The organism is Paenibacillus sp. 453mf (assembly GCF_900116105.1).
Classification (GTDB): Bacteria; Bacillota; Bacilli; order Paenibacillales; family Paenibacillaceae; genus Paenibacillus; species Paenibacillus provencensis.
In genome coordinates, this window is the sequence record NZ_FPAC01000001.1 from 384165 (window position 1) to 400234 (window position 16070).

The 16070-nt window shown below is 48.0% G+C and carries 16 protein-coding genes and 1 riboswitch; of the genes, 13 read left to right on the forward strand and 3 right to left on the reverse strand.

Annotation, left to right across the window (positions count from 1 at the left end):
* The 4 genes from BM415_RS01740 (at nt 1) to BM415_RS01755 (ending at nt 3452) form a co-directional block, all read left to right on the forward strand.
* Nucleotides 1-582, forward strand: a complete 582-nt coding sequence (locus BM415_RS01740; protein ID WP_091153925.1) for a TetR/AcrR family transcriptional regulator — start codon at nt 1-3, stop codon at nt 580-582.
* A gap of 308 nt (nt 583-890) precedes the next feature.
* Nucleotides 891-1955, forward strand: coding sequence for a sulfate/molybdate ABC transporter ATP-binding protein (cysA, locus tag BM415_RS01745; protein WP_091153927.1), 1065 nt, complete (start codon nt 891-893; stop codon nt 1953-1955).
* A gap of 228 nt (nt 1956-2183) precedes the next feature.
* Complete coding sequence (locus BM415_RS01750; protein WP_091153930.1) at nt 2184-2633, forward strand: hypothetical protein; 450 nt, start codon at nt 2184-2186, stop codon at nt 2631-2633.
* Between the two features lie 39 nt (nt 2634-2672).
* Complete coding sequence (locus BM415_RS01755) at nt 2673-3452, forward strand: MBL fold metallo-hydrolase (RefSeq protein ID WP_091153931.1); 780 nt, start codon at nt 2673-2675, stop codon at nt 3450-3452.
* 132 nt (nt 3453-3584) lie between these two features.
* On the opposite strand, the gene BM415_RS01760 is transcribed toward BM415_RS01755, so the two are convergent.
* Nucleotides 3585-5090: an aminotransferase-like domain-containing protein gene (locus tag BM415_RS01760; RefSeq protein ID WP_091158988.1), complete on the reverse strand. Its 1506-nt coding sequence runs from the start codon at nt 5088-5090 to the stop codon at nt 3585-3587.
* 131 nt (nt 5091-5221) lie between these two features.
* Here BM415_RS01760 and BM415_RS01765 point away from each other — a divergent pair, with 131 nt between their 5' ends.
* From BM415_RS01765 to clpP, 3 genes are all read left to right on the forward strand, one after another.
* Nucleotides 5222-6163, forward strand: a complete 942-nt coding sequence (locus tag BM415_RS01765; protein WP_091153933.1) for a DMT family transporter — start codon at nt 5222-5224, stop codon at nt 6161-6163.
* Nucleotides 6164-6359: 196 nt separating this feature from the next.
* Entirely contained in the window at nt 6360-7166 is an 807-nt protein-coding gene (locus BM415_RS01770) for an RNA polymerase sigma factor (protein WP_091153935.1), read from the forward strand.
* 18 nt (nt 7167-7184) lie between these two features.
* Entirely contained in the window at nt 7185-7769 is a 585-nt protein-coding gene (gene clpP / locus BM415_RS01775) for an ATP-dependent Clp endopeptidase proteolytic subunit ClpP (RefSeq protein ID WP_091153938.1), read from the forward strand.
* A 100-nt stretch (nt 7770-7869) separates the two neighbouring features.
* Here the strand turns inward: clpP and BM415_RS01780 are convergent, their stop codons facing one another.
* Both BM415_RS01780 and BM415_RS01785 read right to left on the reverse strand, forming a co-directional pair.
* Nucleotides 7870-8670 (reverse strand): Cof-type HAD-IIB family hydrolase, encoded by an 801-nt coding sequence (locus BM415_RS01780; protein ID WP_091153940.1) that lies wholly within the window; start codon nt 8668-8670, stop codon nt 7870-7872.
* Between the two features lie 45 nt (nt 8671-8715).
* Nucleotides 8716-9717: a lipoate--protein ligase gene (locus BM415_RS01785; protein WP_091153942.1), complete on the reverse strand. Its 1002-nt coding sequence runs from the start codon at nt 9715-9717 to the stop codon at nt 8716-8718.
* Between the two features lie 252 nt (nt 9718-9969).
* Between BM415_RS01785 and cobD the strand changes: the two genes are divergently transcribed.
* From cobD to BM415_RS01815, 6 genes are all read left to right on the forward strand, one after another.
* Entirely contained in the window at nt 9970-11058 is a 1089-nt protein-coding gene (gene cobD / locus BM415_RS01790; RefSeq protein ID WP_091153945.1) for a threonine-phosphate decarboxylase CobD, read from the forward strand.
* A 3-nt stretch (nt 11059-11061) separates the two neighbouring features.
* Nucleotides 11062-11820 carry an adenosylcobinamide amidohydrolase gene (locus BM415_RS01795; RefSeq protein ID WP_091153948.1) on the forward strand — a complete coding sequence of 253 codons (759 nt, stop codon included), beginning with the start codon at nt 11062-11064 and terminating at the stop codon, nt 11818-11820.
* The gene (gene cbiB, locus BM415_RS01800; protein WP_091153949.1) at nt 11817-12800 is read left to right on the forward strand and encodes an adenosylcobinamide-phosphate synthase CbiB; all 984 of its coding nucleotides are present in this window, start codon (nt 11817-11819) and stop codon (nt 12798-12800) included. The genes BM415_RS01795 and cbiB overlap by 4 nt, the downstream gene beginning before the upstream one ends.
* On the forward strand, nt 12797-13456 hold the full coding sequence (locus BM415_RS01805) for a histidine phosphatase family protein (RefSeq protein WP_280142837.1): 660 nt from the start codon (nt 12797-12799) through the stop codon (nt 13454-13456). Before cbiB ends, BM415_RS01805 begins: the two co-directional genes overlap by 4 nt.
* A 134-nt stretch (nt 13457-13590) precedes the next feature.
* Nucleotides 13591-13808: riboswitch (cobalamin riboswitch) on the forward strand.
* A 193-nt stretch (nt 13809-14001) separates the two neighbouring features.
* On the forward strand, nt 14002-15009 hold the full coding sequence (locus BM415_RS01810) for an ABC transporter substrate-binding protein (RefSeq protein ID WP_170862338.1): 1008 nt from the start codon (nt 14002-14004) through the stop codon (nt 15007-15009).
* Nucleotides 15006-16052 carry a FecCD family ABC transporter permease gene (locus tag BM415_RS01815; protein ID WP_091153954.1) on the forward strand — a complete coding sequence of 349 codons (1047 nt, stop codon included), beginning with the start codon at nt 15006-15008 and terminating at the stop codon, nt 16050-16052. Before BM415_RS01810 ends, BM415_RS01815 begins: the two co-directional genes overlap by 4 nt.
* Nucleotides 16053-16070 lie beyond the last annotated feature (18 nt).

A 16070-nucleotide genomic window follows, 5' to 3' on the forward strand; every position in this document is an offset into this window, starting at 1 on the left:
ATGGCTAGAAGAGCAGTGGAACAGGAGTTGTCAAGGGAACGTATATTGGAAGCGGCGAGGCATCTGTTCGTAACGAAGGGCTATCGTTCGATTTCCATGCGTAGTATAGGACAGCATCTAGGGTACAGTCATGGTTCTTTATATTATCACTTCAAGGAAAAAGCAGAACTGTTTTACGCGATTGTGATTGAGGATTTTAATCATCTGGGACAGATGCTGCTGCAAGCCATGGCGAGAGAATCAAGCGAAGGATTGTCTAAGCCTGAGCATGTCATGATGGAATTTATCCGGTTTGGACTGGAGAATCCATATCAGTACGAAATCATGTTTATGATTCGGGATGAAGAGCTGCTGGCATATTGCCGTGCAGAACAGAACCGATGTTATGAGTTATTCGCAACCATTATCCGCTATCATATGAATGGTCAGGAATATACGCCAGATCAGAAGCTGAAATTACCTCACAGTATGTTTTTATCTATTCACGGTTTCATTTCTTATTATATTCAAGACCGCTCTCAATTTGAGGACGTAAGACAAGAAGCCATTTCCCACGTAAAGATTATGTGCAACAGAATTTAGTTCTCATTATCACTCATCACCATTGGTGGTTGGACAGCCGTTATGCATAAACATTGTACCCCGCTGTGCCGCCTCATTATCTGTGAAATAAGTCAATAGATGAAATCTTAAGGCCTATTCACGCTTACATACTTCAGAGCGGTGAAATGTCATAACGTTGCATTGTCATAACGGTGAAATGTGAAAGTGCTTGTCTTGTTTATAATAACGACTTTAAATGATTGACGTAATCCCCTTATATTTGGTAAAGTATCAAATAAAGTAATTCCTAGCGCTTTTCTAGGGAATGAATTGGGGGATGGGGAAATATGCACGTTGAAGTCCGTGGGTTAAATAAACATTTTGGGAATTTTCATGCGGTTAAGGATGTTTCCTTTGATATTGAAAAAGGTCATCTCATCGGTTTGCTTGGACCGAGTGGTGGAGGTAAAACTTCAATCTTGCGCATATTAGCCGGTCTTGAACATCCGGACGCAGGTGAAATCCGTTTCCATGGACAGCTCGTTAATGACCTTCCTCCACAGGAACGGGGAATCGGCTTTGTTTTTCAGAGCTATGCGCTATTTAAACATATGACTGTATTTGAGAATATAGCGTTTGGACTTAAGGTCAAGAAGCAATCGAAAGCACAAATCCAGGATCGGGTTATGGAGCTTGTGGAGCTTACCGGCCTAAGCGGCTTTGAGAAGCGTTATCCTCATCAACTGTCCGGAGGACAGAGACAGCGTGTTGCATTTGCAAGGGCGCTGGCTCCTGAGCCGCAGCTGCTGCTGCTTGATGAGCCTTTTGCCGCGATTGATGCAAAGATCAGACAGGAGCTTCGTTCATGGCTCCGTGAATTGATTGAGCGGGTTGGAATTACTTCGATCTTCGTTACCCACGACCAGGATGAAGCTATAGAAGTAGCTGATGAGATTATGATCATTAATCAAGGTGCTTTGGAGCAGAAGGGAACGCCTTGGGACATTTACAAGCGCCCGGAAACACCATTTGTCGCTTCGTTTATCGGAGAGTCCACCATTGTCGAGCATGCTCGTGAACTAAAAGGTTTTGATATCGAAGCTGTTTCTAGTGATGCGAAGGCCCTCATCCGTCCTGAATATATTGAAGTAGGTAAAGAGAATGAGTTCACACTTCTATCTGCCACGGAGGAAGGCGTTGTAAGAGCTCTTCATTTCCGTGGGAGTGAGTGGCTTGTGGAAGTCACGGTAGGCAAGCATCGGCTGATCACTTATCGTTCTCTTGAGAAAGAAACCCTTTCGGTTGGCCAGGAGGTTCGTGTGCTTGTTCATCGAGCGTATCTGTTTAATGATCGGGATAACTGGATGGTGGAGAATAGTTTGAAGCGTGATCCAATGCCAGTAACGATCTAGACATCACGCTGCTAGGACATTAATCACATAGGAAGCTGTGTTATTACCCTGACGTGTGATACGTGCAGGGTTTTGTTTTGTTCAATCCGCAATATTTAATCATCGCTTCATATTCAAGAATGCTGGAATAATCCCCAAGCTTTAAAAGAAGCGTTCATTCATTTTATAATAGGTACAGATTCGTATACTACATCATTTAATACATAATTCAGGGGTGTATCATCAACCATGACCAATCAAGTTAAATTATCTCAGTATTCAGCAATATTATTAGAACATGCGCGTCGTTACGGTGTCACAGAGGAAGAAATACTTGCTGCTCTTCGTACCGGGGATTTGACCGCTTTTACCAAAGCGGAACGCGAGCATTATTCTTACGAGACTTTTCTTTCGTATGCCAAGGAGCATGGGGAGGAGCTTGAACGGGCCATTCAAGATGGATACCGCATCACGTTCAATACCAACAATGGACTTAAGAATTGGATTGCAATTACGTTTAATCTGACGCCAGGGAAGGATTTTAACGCAGCAGAAGGTCTTGTAGACCGTCTCGTACTATCTGAAGAGCAGGCAGAGAAGCTTAGAGAGGCGCTTGCTTCCAACTGGCATGTAGCGGAAGAGAGCGATACGGCAGATGGTTATATAGAGCTTACTTTAAGGCTCCAGGGAATGTCATAAAAAAAGCCTTAAGCATCGGCAGGAAGGACATGACGACGTATGACGACAACGGATAAACTAACGTTTCTGGGCACAGGAGATGCGATGGGAGTTCCAAGACTATACTGTGACTGCGAGGTATGCATGGAAGCGAGGGGAACCGGGATCAACCGCAGGTACCGTTCCTCCGTGCTTGTCCATGGGCCAGAGGGTGAGTTCATGATTGACGGAGGTCCGGATTTCGCGCATCAAATGGAACTGCTGGGCAAGCGCCAGCTGCACACGATGCTGGTCACGCATCCTCACTTTGATCATATCGGTGGACTGCCGGAGTGGGCGGATGCCTGCAGGTGGCTTGGGGAAAAAGGGGAGCTGTACGCCCCGCAGGAGGTACTTGAAACGATCCAAGCGCAGTTCCCCTGGCTGTCCCGGCATATTAGAATGCAGCCTTGTGATTCTGGAGTTGAGCTCGCCGGATATCAGATCCGCACCTGGAAGGTCAATCATGGCAAAAATGGATACTCCTACGCATACCGCCTGGAGAAGAACGGTTACAGCTGGGTTTATTGCTCGGATTCCATCAATTTGAATGAACAGGAAAGGCAGCAGCTCCATCATCTGGATCTGTTAGTGCTTGGGACCAGCTTTTATCATGAGCTGGCTGAGTTTCATACCCGCTCTGTATATGACATGATGGAAGCACAGGAGCTTCTTCGGCGGGTTAAGCCTAAGCAAACCATTTTTACACATATGTCACATGATGTGGATGTCCGGCAGAAGTATGATCTTATGCCGGACATCACACTTGCCCGGACAGGAATGACTCATATTCTAGTGTAGTGCGGCATTACATGTTCGAATTGATGAGCCTGGATGCAAAGACACGGTCAGGATGGGGAGTTCAGCTTGTGATGAAGCTTGTTACAGAACATGAGATCACGGTTCGCTTTTGTGCAGTCTGTTTAAGAAGTGCTATTGCAGCTTCGCGTACGCTATCAGCAGTCGCTCCATTCCTTCTTCAATTTGCTTCTCGCTTGTATAACAATAGCTGAGCCGGATATAAGCTTCCGAGCCGTGCGGAAGCGGATCGCAGAAGGGACCGGGAACAAAGGCAACCGACTGTTCAAGGCTCTTCTCAAGCAGGGTGATTGCATTGATGTGAGCAGGGAGCTGAACCCATAGGTCGAGACCTCCGTCTGGGCTGATCCACTGACAGTCTGTCTCTGTCAGCATTTGCTCCATCTTTTCTTTTCGTAAGCTAAGCGCAATTCGCAGCTTCTCCATATGAATCTGCATACGGGATGAAGTGAAGTAATGCTGAAAAATTTTCTGACCAAGCAGCGGTGAGCCGCCGTCCGTCAGTGATTTAAGAGTCAGTGCTTCCTTCATAAGCCATGGTTTGCACAATATGAAGGCAATGCGTAGACCTGGCGCTACGTACTTGCTGAAGCTGCGAATGTACATGACGACTCCTTCCGTATCATAGCTGTAGATCGGCAGAGGAGGCTCTTCTTCAAAATACATATCATACGTCGTATCATCTTCTGCAATAATGAACTGATAGTGTTCAGCTAGCTCAACCAGCAGCTTGCGCTTCTCCTCTGGGAGAACATATCCTGTCGGGTTATGATAAGTGGGATTAACATACATAAGCCGCGGACGTGATTCCACAATAATCTGCTCAAGCAGCTCCATATCATATCCGTCTGGCCGCATCTCTACAGTGACGATACGCGCACCAGCCTGTCGTAAGATATCAATGGCCGTACTGTAAGTGGGACGCTCAACGAGCACAACATCGCCAGGTTTAATGAGCATCCGTGCTGCAAGATCGATGGCCTGTGTGGCTCCGGATGTGACGAGGATATCCTCTGGTGACAAGAACATGCGGTGCCGTGCGTTAAAGTATTCTGCCATGACTTCTCGGAGCTGGAAGTCTCCTTGCACGGTGGAATAGGTGCCGAGCAGCTTGGGATACATATCAAACACCTGCTTGACGTACTCGGACATATAAGCATTAGGAAGCAGAGAGGGGTCGATCAGTGCCTTGGAGAACTGATACGTAACCTCCTGCTGATGCAGAGCTGATAACACATGGGTTCGCCGGGTCAGGGATAGGAAGGGCAATGATTCCTCTTTCTTCAGCTGGCTTGTGGCTGTGCGCAAGGGCTGTGCCGTGAGTGTCTGCTCTGGATTCCCCTTCTGACGCGAACGGAATACATCTGCCGAATCTATACTGCACGGGCATACATAATAACCTGAACGATCTTTAGCATAAATGAAACGATCCTTGACGAGCTGCTGATACGATTTATATACGGTCAGTCGATGTACTCCAAACTGCTCTGCGAGCGACCGCACTGAAGGAAGCCGGTCATTTGGAGCATAATCCCCCCGCTCAATCCGCAGATGAACATAGTCGTATACTTGCTGTGATAAAGGTTCCTTTGTTAGAAACTCCGAGCGTTTATTTTTCATCTTATCCACCTCATCCACTGATGCCTTTATTCCATTGTACGATATTATGATCATAAACTGTTCTATTCTGTACCTCCTGTTCTATTCCATTTCGCTTACAATGTGGCAATAGACGAGGAGGCTGGAGTAGAATGCGTTTATTTATTGCTTATCTGAGCATGTGTTTAATTTTTGGTACGACCTTCCTGGCGATCAAGATAGGAAATGATGCAGGTCTTCCGCCGTTTTTTGCGGCTGGGGTGAGGTTCTGTCTCGCAGGAGCCATTCTGTTTGTATGGTGTCTATGCAGCCGAAAAACAAGCATTAAGCTGCTACTTCGTAAAGAAGTTATTATTATAGGCAGCTGCTTAACCTTTATGACCTTTGCTGGGCTATACTATGGAGAACAATATATCAGTTCTGGCGTGGCGGCTGTCTTGTCTGCTACCGGACCCATCATGATTATAGGAATTCAGACATGGGTTCTCAAAAAGAAAGCCTCAGCGCTCTCTTTGCTGGGCTGCTTAACCGCATTTGTCGGCGTTATTCTTATACTGGTTCCTGAACTGACGATACAGGCAGGGGGAATGTGGCTGGCAGGTGCCTGCGCGGTATTGATTGGTGAGGTATTCTATGCCTCAGGTTCTGTATATTCAGGAGCAACGAGATCCAGACTGAGCGGTTATTCGCCGCTTGCGGTGAATGGTGCTCAAATGCTGTATGGCGGACTTATGCTGCTGATTATATCCTTCATCACAGAACAGCCTGATCCGGAAGTTCTTCTGTCGTCTGGAGCAGCGGGGTCGGTCCTCTATTTGACGATATTCGGCTCTATGATTGGACACAGCCTTTTTTATTTCTTGGTCACGAAAACAGGGCCGCTCTTTCCGTCGACCTGGCTATATATTTCTCCAATGATTGCACTTGGTGTAGGTATGTTATTTTATGGAGAACATGTAACCCTATTGACTGCTTTCGGCTCGGTAATCATTATTGGCGGCCTTATCATGGCGAATTGGCATACACTAACAGAGTGGATCCTGCTTAGAAGTCATCGGAAAAGCGAAGCAGACGGAAGAGGCATGACAACGTAATACGAATGACAATTGGAGATGCATGACAATGTAATAAGAATGTCACAATAAGTTACGCTTTACGCTTGCAACCTAAATACACCGACCAGGCATTTATTTCTTGATTTTTTATAAATCATTCTGCGTATCTTTCTGGTGGTCTCAGACGTCTTCACAGTATAAGTACTTATAAGGACTAAACAAAGGGGGGCCCCGAATGATGGCCTTTGTAAGATCCGAACCGTATCAAATATTTCTAAAGTCAGCGAGTGGTGACGACCATTTGCGGATGGTGGGATTAACCGAAGGGATGATGTTATCCCTGTATAAATACTGCCTGTCTCTAACCGGATCAAAAGAGGATGCTGAGGATTTGTGCCAGGAGGTTTATGTCAGATTACTGCCGCATGCCGCGGGTTTGAGCAAAAGAGAAGGTTTTTCAATGGAGGGTTATCTGATTCGTGCAGCGCATAACGTCTGGGTCGATGGCTTGCGTAAGGAAGCGAGGCGAAGAGAGCTCTTGGATCAGCAAAAAGAGCAGTACAGCTGCTCTCATCAAGAGCTCGGCGATGGCCTGGCTCTGGAAGAAGCATTCCAGGTGCTCCTGTCGCAGCTGACGGACTGGCAGCGGACAATATACATTCTCTGTGAGCTGTTTAACTATAAGGCGAGAGAGGCCGCTAATTTGCTCGATTCTACGGAAGGAGCCGTAAAGGCAGCTCTTCGCAGGGCAAGAGAAGTCATCGCAGAAGAAAGACAGCGGCAGTTACAATTGGATGAACCCGGTGTCTTAGTGAGCCCCGTCTTTGAAGAGGATGCAGAACGCCTAAGAGATTACCTTGGTGCTTTTCGTACAGGTGACACCGAGCGTATCATACAGCTGGGGCTTGGCGGCGCAGCAGATGTGATGATGGTGACAAGTCAAGTACTCGGCATGAAAATGCACAGCAGCACAGCTCCTCAGCTTACGAATGCAAGGTACGACAGCCTGCAGCTGATCTCACGGTTAGAGATGGTGGCATAAAAAAGGAGAGAAACATAAATGTCTACCATTCCTTATGTTGTGGAGCAAACGAGCCGGGGGGAGCGCAGCTACGATATTTACTCCAGGCTTCTGAAGGACCGAATTATTATGATCTCGGGCGAGATTGAAGACCAAATGGCGAATTTGATCGTTGCCCAGCTGCTGTTCTTGACGGCAGAAGATCCGAAGAAGGATATTCAACTGTATATCAACAGCCCTGGGGGCTCTGTGACCGCAGGGTTTTCCATCTACGACACCATGAAATTTATTGAACCTGATGTATCCACCATATGCACGGGGATGGCGGCAAGCTTTGGCGCGATGTTGTTAACCGCAGGAACCAAAGGCAAACGGTTTGCTTTACCTAACAGTGAGATCATGATTCATCAGCCGCATGGCGGCAGCCGAGGCCAGGCCTCTGACATTCGTATTCAAGCGGATCGAATCCTTAAGCATCGAGAGCTGCTTAACCGGATTCTCGCGGAGTCTACGGGCCAGCCAATCGAGCGCATTGAGAAGGATACCGATCGCGATCATTTCATGACTGCAGGAGAAGCTGTAGAATATGGCCTGGTGGATAAGGTGATTACTAGGCCATCATAACAAGTTTGGTATATTGAGATATAAAAATACCCGGGTGCCATACTGCATAGTACAGGACTATGTTTGTAAGCAGCCGGGTATTTGTATTATCTATATGGTCTTAAGCCTGTAGAATGAACTTCTCAATGACATGCTTCACGCCGTCCTCATTGTTGCTCAGCGTAACATAGCCCGCAATTTCTTTCAGAGCAGGAATGGCATTTCCCATGGCAACCCCGAGACCTGCAGCTTCCAGCATCTCATGATCGTTCCAGGAATCGCCTACCGCAATCGTATCCTTAAGATCAACGTTAAAATGATCCGCAAGGAAGGTCAACGCATGTCCTTTGGTTCCTTCATGATGCATGATTTCGAGAAAATGCGGCTTGGACTTGGTAATATGCACTTCAGGACCAAGCAGCTCGCGCAGATCAACAGCCACCTTGTCCAAATAATCCGGATCATCAATGATAAGCAGCTTAGGTGCTGGCTGTTCAATCATTTTTACAAAATCAGCTTCAATGTAGTACGGAGTTTTGTTCAGCTTGCAGTAATCAACCAGCTTCTCATTCTCTTCACGGGAATATAGCTTGTCGTCAATATAAGTCTGCAGGTGCAGATTGTGCTCCAGGCAATACTCATACAGCTTGCGAGCAGCTTCCATTGGAACGTAGCGCTCATACAGTACTTTCTCGTCCATCAAATTCTTGATCAGAGCTCCCTGGTACGTAATGATCGGTACGTTAAGTCCAGTTTGACGGGCAATCGCTTGTGCAGAAGCATAAGCGCGTCCTGTCGCGAGAGTAACTACGACATCCTTGGCCACAGCAGCCTCGAGTGCTTTTTGTGTGGGATTCGTAACTTCCTTCTCATCATTAATCAGTGTGTCATCGATATCGATGGCAATCAGCTTGTAAGTCATGGCTTCTCTCTCCTCAATTATCTATCTATATTTAGTGGGTCAGTTCTACTCCTCCAGGAATACCAGACCGATGAAATCATCGAATTCCAGATTGCCGAAATAATGCTTGATATCTGTATCTTTGAGAGCATCACGTACTTCCTGTTCTTCATAACGCTTGCCGCGGAGCAGATCCTCGATATCGGCAACATCGCCTACTCCGAAGAAATCTCCATAGATTTTGATGTCCTCAATGCGGCCTTCTTTAATATTCATACGCAGATCGATGATCCCGACCGGGAACTTCTTAGAATGCTTCACATTGCTTTCGGGTGACAAGCCATAGTTCCAATCCCAGTTCTGGTAGCGTTCCTTGGAAATTTCGTGAATCTTCTCCCAGTCCTGCTCGGTCAGCTTGTACTCAGGAACTTCATTTGCCTCCATGCCAAAAATATGTCGAAGCAGCTCCTCACGGAATTCCACTATCGTCATCTCTTGATCCATCAGGGAGCTGATGTTAGCTACGCGGCTGCGAACAGACTTGGTGCTCTTGGATTTGAACTTCTCTGGATTGACCTTGAGGGAAGCGGCCACGTTCTCCAAATTAAGGTCAAACATCAAGGTGCCATGGCTGAACATCCGGCCGCGTGTGGCAAACTGTGCATTGCCCGAAATCTTTTGTTCGCCGACTTGAAGGTCGTTGCGCCCTGTAAGCTCTGCATTCACGCCGAGGCTGTGCAGCGCCTCAACCACCGGCTGGGTGAATTTGCGGAAGTTGTGGAATGAGTTGCCGTCGTCCTTGGTGATGAAGCTGAAGTTCAGATTGCCGAGGTCGTGGTACACCGCACCGCCGCCAGACAGCCTGCGAACAACCTGAACCCCATGCTCCTGCACATATTCCTGGTTGATTTCTTCAATGGTATTCTGGTGCTTGCCGATGATGATGGATGGAGCATTAATGTAGAACAGCAGATAGCTCTCATCCAGGGATAAATGCTTGAGGGCGTATTCCTCAATCGCGAGATTGATGCGCGGGTCTGTAATCCCTTGGTTGTCAATAAACAGCATGGTCTATTCCTCCAATATATAGTTCAATATGTAGGCAAGGACAGGACGTATGCCTGAAGCCTTGGTGTCTTGTAACACTCCATCCCTATTGTAAACGAATTGGGTGTGGGACACAAAAGGAAATGCCGTTGACGGGTGATTATTTGTAGCTTCATAATGTAAAGGATACGCGAGTAAGAGTCGCGGAGCGTTTGCATTAAATTGTATACGATACACGAACAAGAGTCGTCTAGCAGAAAGGAAGGGACACCTGTGATAGAGGTTTATGGACATGGCGGTGATGTGGAGACCGCGGCAGTAAAATACGGACGATCACCAGCGGACTTCCTCGACTATAGTGCCAATATCAATCCGCTTGGTCCGCCTCCTGCGGTTACACGAGCTCTCACAGAAGGGATGCATCACATCCTTCGCTATCCCGATCCGGGCCATCGCCGTCTTAAGCACAAGCTTGCAGCCAAGCTGAAGCTATCTCAGAACCAGCTTCTGATCGGCAACGGGGCTGCCGAATGTATGGCGCTTATTATCCAGGCATTTACACCTGCAGCAGTAGGCATCATTGAACCGGGATTCTCGGAGTATCGTCAGCTGGCAGAGCAGTATGGAAGCCGAATAGAGTACATATATGGGCATAAAGAGCTGAATTATAGAGCTGAGCTGTCTGAGATTTTGCATCTTCTCAATAGAGTAGAGCTGCTATTTATCGGTCAGCCAAATAACCCGAACGGGAGCCAATATTCCCGAAGTGAGCTGGAAGCGATTGCTTCCCATGCAAGAGGCCGGAGTGTCCAGGTTGTAATTGACGAAGCTTTTATCGATTTTATACCAGAGCATGAGCGTGAGACACTGACCGGGTCCCTGGAGCAGTACCCGAATGTCATTGTGATTCGTTCCATGACGAAATTTTATGCGATCCCGGGACTTCGCCTTGGGTATGCGATAGGCCATCCTGATATCATATCGGCAATGTCTAGAAGACAGGTAACCTGGAGCGTAAACGGACTGGCTCTGCTGGCAGGTGAAGCTTGTCTAGAGGAGGACAGCGCATATGAAGAGCAGACCCAGGCTTGCATTAAGGAGCAGCGAAACCGTCTGATTACCGAATTGACCTCGCTTGGATTTCAGGTATATCCGGGTGTGGCTAATTACTTACTGCTGGAGACACCGGAAGGCTGGAACGCTCTATCCCTGCAAGAGTCGATGGGGAAGCAAGGCATTCTTATTCGAAACTGTGCCATGTATGCAGGTCTCAACGACAAATCCGTTCGTATCGCGGTGAAGGGGCGGCAGGACAATAGCCGGTTTCTTGAAGTGCTGCGATTATTATTGGGGGAGCAATAGATAATGACAACACCTTTTTTACATAGCTTAGCTTCTAACCAGGCTATTCCAGCAATTTATTCCTCTACATTCTGGCCTGGCCTCAAGCTTACGAAGCACCACAATGCGTATCTGCTAGTGGAATCGCCACAAACTGTACAATCGCTGTCGAGCAGTGTTTATGGCGGAGGCATGAGCCGGATTGATCGTGCGGTCAATATATATGTAGATAAGCATTTTGCGTCAGATGATCCTGCAGGAGAGATCGAAGTGCGTTTAAACAAGTGGCAGCTCCCAGCAGCAAGCACGGCTGGTCTTTTGACAGCGGTGAAGCTTACACATGCATCTGTCTTAGAGGAGATTACTGACCATGCCGTTGTCTTCTGCTGCACGACAGCGGGTGCCGGCAATGCAGCCAGAGCGTCGTCTCCAAGAACTGTTTTTCCCGCGGCTTATACTCCGGGCACGATAAATACGATGCTGTTTATTGCTGGTGAGCTGACTTCTTATGCCATGGTCAATGCTCTGCAAACGGCAGTGGAAGCAAAGGCTTGTGCCTTGCAGGACCTCGGAGTCAAGGATGCTGAGAATGGAATGATCGCTACAGGAACAACAACAGACGCCGTTGTACTTGGTGTCAGCGGATTGAGACCGGATGGAAGCATACCGGACAAAATCCATGCTTATGCGGGCACAGCTACAGAGCTTGGCTCCTGTATCGGACGACTCGTATACGCGACGGTAACTGAAAGTCTACTGGCTGGAAAGGAGAAGGCAAAATGACACTGGCGATTATTCTTCTCTCTGCATATATTCTTGACCGGATCATCGGTGATCCAAGATGGATTCCTCATCCGGTCATTGGTATGGGCAGAGCGATCTCGGCACTGGAGAAGTCGATTCGTTCCAGAGTAGCTTCAGATAAGGGCTTATTGTTCGCAGGATTGCTGTTCCCGATTATCATCGCAGGCGGTTCTTTTCTTATCACCTGGGCTGTACTGAAGCTGCTTGCGTTAGTTCATCCTTATCTTGCCATTGCTGCCGAAATCGTCCTGATTGCAACCACGATTGCAGCCAAGGGACTGAAGGAGGCGGGAATCGAGGTATACAAGCATTTAAGAGTCAGAAATCTTCCCGAGGCAAGGAAGTCGCTTGGTATGATTGTAGGCCGGGACACTGCACATTTGGATGAGCCGGAGATGGTCAGGGGAACGGTGGAGACGATTGCGGAAAATATCGTCGATGCCATTATATCTCCCTTATTTTATGCTATGATCGGCGGAGCTCCTCTAGCGATGGCGTACCGTGCAATCAATACGCTTGATTCGATGGTAGGCTACAAGAACGAGAAATATTTCTACCTTGGCAAAGCCTCAGCCCGGCTTGATGATGCAGCCAACTATCTTCCTGCTCGAATTTCCGCACTGTTGCTGTTTGCTTCGGCCCGCATTCTAGGACTGCATGTCGAGAATAGCATTCGTACGGTGAAGGAGGATGCAAGCAAGCACCCGAGTCCAAACGGCGGATACCCCGAATCGGCAGTCGCAGGCGCAATTGGAATCCGGCTCGGGGGATACAACGTATATCACGGCGTGGAATCCTTCCGTGCTTATATGGGTAAGCCTTATCATACGCTTGAGGCTGCACACATCAAGACGAGCATCACAATGATGCTTGTCGCTTCCGGTTTGTTTGTCTTGATTCTCTGTGCTGCTCTATCTGTTCTCTCCATCTTCGGTATCGAATGGATGTGGTGGACATGAACTCAGGCCTTGATCTTTATCTCGTCAGACACGGGAGGACCCAATGGAATATGGAGAAGCGATATCTGGGGCATACCGATGTGCCTCTCCTCAGTAATGCCGCATCTGAATTGAAGCCGCTCCGGCTTCACATTGAGCAAGAGAGGCTGACATTCCAGTATGTGTTCGTTAGTGATCTGATTCGTGCGGTGCATACCCTTCAGATCATTGCGCCGCATCTTGTGGATCAGGCTATAAGGGACCACCGGATCCGAGAGTATCACTTTGGTGAATGGGAAGGCTCGACCTATGACATGCTCAAGAGCAACCCCGCTTACCGCAGCTGGATCGATCATCCGGAGCGGATCACGCCGCCGGGTGCAGAGGCTTTTACCGCCTTCCGAGAGCGAGTATCTCAATTTGTGGACAACAGGTTGCTGCCAATTCTGGAGAACAAGCATGGGATGGATCATCGCTCAGAGCATACTTGTGCAAGTAAAGATATTTCATATCCGAAGGTACTTATGGTTACGCATGGCGGTGTCATCAGGCAGCTGATGTCAACGTATGTACAGAATAGCAATTTCAACTCTGTAGTGTCTGGTCCAGGAGAATTGCAGGTGCTTCGACTTCGTCTTCAAGCAGGACAGCTGAGCGGAGAGATTTTGTATAAGTAATCTAGGGGGGAAGCCCTTCTTCAAGGGAAAACTTGGGTTGTAGAAATACAGCCATTCCCCTATAATCAACAACAGAAGTTAAGGCCACTAGGCACTAGAACAAGGATGCATGATTTAGAATTTATACTGCAAAAACGAATAAGAGCCGACAAGGTCCTGGCAGCAAATGACGTTAATACAGCTGTTCAGGTTAAAAGGGAAGCCGGTGCAAATCCGGCACGGTCCCGCCACTGTATACCAGGGGCAGACAGCGAAATATCCACTGTTTCTTATGCGAGAAATGGGAAGGGAAGCTGTCCAGCCATACCAAACCTGGGTAGTCAGGAGACCTGCCTTGACGGAAGGAAGCGTGCGATCCTTCGAGGAAAGGATACGTTTTGCGATGTTCTATGCCCATTTTTAAGGGGCAGATGCGAGACGTAACCTTGATCCTGGCTTAAGGACCAAGGTTTTTTTGCTATGGGATTGGAAGTCTCAGGTGGATAGTTTAAGGACTTAGGCTTTGTAATTATTACTAATTAACCAGATCTGAAAGGGAGAGAGTCATGAAAAAAATGAACAAAAGCGTATTATCCTTGCTGCTCACATTAATGATGGCATTGATGCTCGCTGCATGCGGCACCGAGACGGAAACGTCTGAAGGAACGGGACAAGCTACCCAGCAGGAAGCAGGACAAGCAGCCGATCAAGGGTCGGAGACGAATAGTGACAGCGAGACCGAATATCCGCTGACCTTAACGGATGCAACCGGAGAATCGTTTACGTTTGAACAAGCACCAGAAAAAATCGTGTCCGTATCTCCAGCAGAAACAGAGTCCCTCTTCGCCATTGGACTCGATGAGCAAATTGTAGGGGTATCTGATTTTGACGATTACCCGGAAGCAGCAGCCTCCAAGCCAAAGATGGGAAGTCTCTATGAACCAAATGCCGAAGCCATTATCGCGGCTGAGCCTGATATCGTGTTCACGGGAATTTCCATGGATGAGGCAGCAGTGCAAAAATTGCGAGATCTCGGCATTGTCATCTTCAAAACAGACCCTAAAACAATCGATGATGTCATGAAGAATATTGAAGTATATGGCCAAATTACAGACCGCCAAGCGGAAGCTGCAGAAGTTGTAAATAAAATGAAAGCTGATATCCAGGAAGTATCGGATCAAGTTGCTTCACTGTCGGATGAAGATAAGAAGCAGGTGTATGTTGAATTCTCCCCAGGCTGGACAGTAGGCAAAGGCGAATTTATGGATGAAGTCATAACCCTTGCCGGCGGCGTGAATGTAGCAGGTGATACAGAGGGCTGGAATGAGATCAGTGAAGAGAAGATTATTCAAGCTAATCCTAATGTGATCCTGTATGCAAGCGATGTTGTTGATGATAACAACCAAACGCTGGATCAAATTATTAAGGCTCGCGATGGCTGGAATGAAATTTCGGCCATTAAAGAAGATGCAGTCTTCTCTATTGACGCCAATCTGCTCAGCCGTCCGGGTCCACGTGTAACCGAAGGCTTGAAAGTTGTAGCTGAAGCGATCTATCCGGATCTGTTTCAATGAAATCGAAGCTAGCAGGATTTGGAATTGCCGGCACTCTCCTGCTGGTGCTGACCTTGCTCTTGTGTCTGGCTATTGGAGCAGTGGATCTGCCTGTTCGCCATATTGTGGGAATCCTTGTCAATCATTTACCTTGGGTTTCGGAGCCAATTGAGCCAATCTGGAATTCTTCCTCGGAGCAGATTATTATAAAGGTCCGGCTTCCCCGAGTACTGCTCGGTATGCTGGTGGGGGCAGCGCTTGCCACGGCAGGAGCTGCCTTCCAGGGCGTGCTGCGAAATCCGCTGGCAGACCCGTATATACTCGGTGTGTCCTCCGGTGCATCGGTTGGCGCAGCAGTGATGATCTATTTTGGCCTGCAATATGCGGTTCTTGGAGAATGGATGCTGCCTCTGGTTGCTTTTGCAACAGGGATGTTCACGTTGTGGGCGGTGCTCGCTCTTGCAAGTGAAGGCGGTAAGATTCCGACGCACAGCCTGATTCTATCCGGTGTAATCATGCAGTCCTTCCTTGGGGCGTTTGTGTCCTTCTTAACAGCCATGTCCAAGGATACAGTGAATCAGATTCTATTCTGGACGATGGGAAGCCTCAGCTTACGAGGATGGTCCTATACGGCCATCCTTTTTCCATACTTGGTGATTGGAATTTTATTCCTGTGGAGCCGGGGAAGGGCGCTTAATCTGCTTGCTCTCGGTGAGAGGCAGGCCGCACATTTAGGAGTCAAGGTAGAATGGCTCAAGCTCTCTGTTCTTATCGTTGCTACCCTGCTGACCGCCGCTGCTGTGTCGGTAGCCGGAGTCATCGGATTTGTCGGACTCGTGATTCCGCATATGCTCCGGCTATTGGTCGGACCGGACTATCGTCTCCTTATTCCGCTATCGGCAATACTGGGAGGCATCTTTCTGGCGTGGGCCGATATGGGGGCGAGAACCATTCTTGCACCGGTCGAGATCCCGCTAGGGGTCATTACTGCGTTTGTAGGAGCACCGTTTTTTGCTTACCTGCTGCACCGCAATAAGAAACTGCGAAGGGGAGGAATGAAATGAATTCACGAATTCAGGCTG

Bases quoted from the DNA above. Each gene is read 5' to 3' on its own strand.
- BM415_RS01740 (WP_091153925.1), top strand. From the start codon at position 1: ATGGCTAGAAGAGCAGTGGAACAGGAGTTGTCAAGGGAACGTATATTG.
- cysA (WP_091153927.1), top strand. From the start codon at position 891: ATGCACGTTGAAGTCCGTGGGTTAAATAAACATTTTGGGAATTTTCAT.
- BM415_RS01750 (WP_091153930.1), top strand. From the start codon at position 2,184: ATGACCAATCAAGTTAAATTATCTCAGTATTCAGCAATATTATTAGAA.
- BM415_RS01755 (WP_091153931.1), top strand. From the start codon at position 2,673: ATGACGACAACGGATAAACTAACGTTTCTGGGCACAGGAGATGCGATG.
- BM415_RS01760 (WP_091158988.1), bottom strand. From the start codon at position 5,090: ATGAAAAATAAACGCTCGGAGTTTCTAACAAAGGAACCTTTATCACAG.
- BM415_RS01765 (WP_091153933.1), top strand. From the start codon at position 5,222: ATGCGTTTATTTATTGCTTATCTGAGCATGTGTTTAATTTTTGGTACG.
- BM415_RS01770 (WP_091153935.1), top strand. From the start codon at position 6,360: ATGATGGCCTTTGTAAGATCCGAACCGTATCAAATATTTCTAAAGTCA.
- clpP (WP_091153938.1), top strand. From the start codon at position 7,185: ATGTCTACCATTCCTTATGTTGTGGAGCAAACGAGCCGGGGGGAGCGC.
- BM415_RS01780 (WP_091153940.1), bottom strand. From the start codon at position 8,670: ATGACTTACAAGCTGATTGCCATCGATATCGATGACACACTGATTAAT.
- BM415_RS01785 (WP_091153942.1), bottom strand. From the start codon at position 9,717: ATGCTGTTTATTGACAACCAAGGGATTACAGACCCGCGCATCAATCTC.
- BM415_RS01795 (WP_091153948.1), top strand. From the start codon at position 11,062: ATGACAACACCTTTTTTACATAGCTTAGCTTCTAACCAGGCTATTCCA.
- cbiB (WP_091153949.1), top strand. From the start codon at position 11,817: ATGACACTGGCGATTATTCTTCTCTCTGCATATATTCTTGACCGGATC.
- BM415_RS01805 (WP_280142837.1), top strand. From the start codon at position 12,797: ATGAACTCAGGCCTTGATCTTTATCTCGTCAGACACGGGAGGACCCAA.
- BM415_RS01810 (WP_170862338.1), top strand. From the start codon at position 14,002: ATGAAAAAAATGAACAAAAGCGTATTATCCTTGCTGCTCACATTAATG.
- BM415_RS01815 (WP_091153954.1), top strand. From the start codon at position 15,006: ATGAAATCGAAGCTAGCAGGATTTGGAATTGCCGGCACTCTCCTGCTG.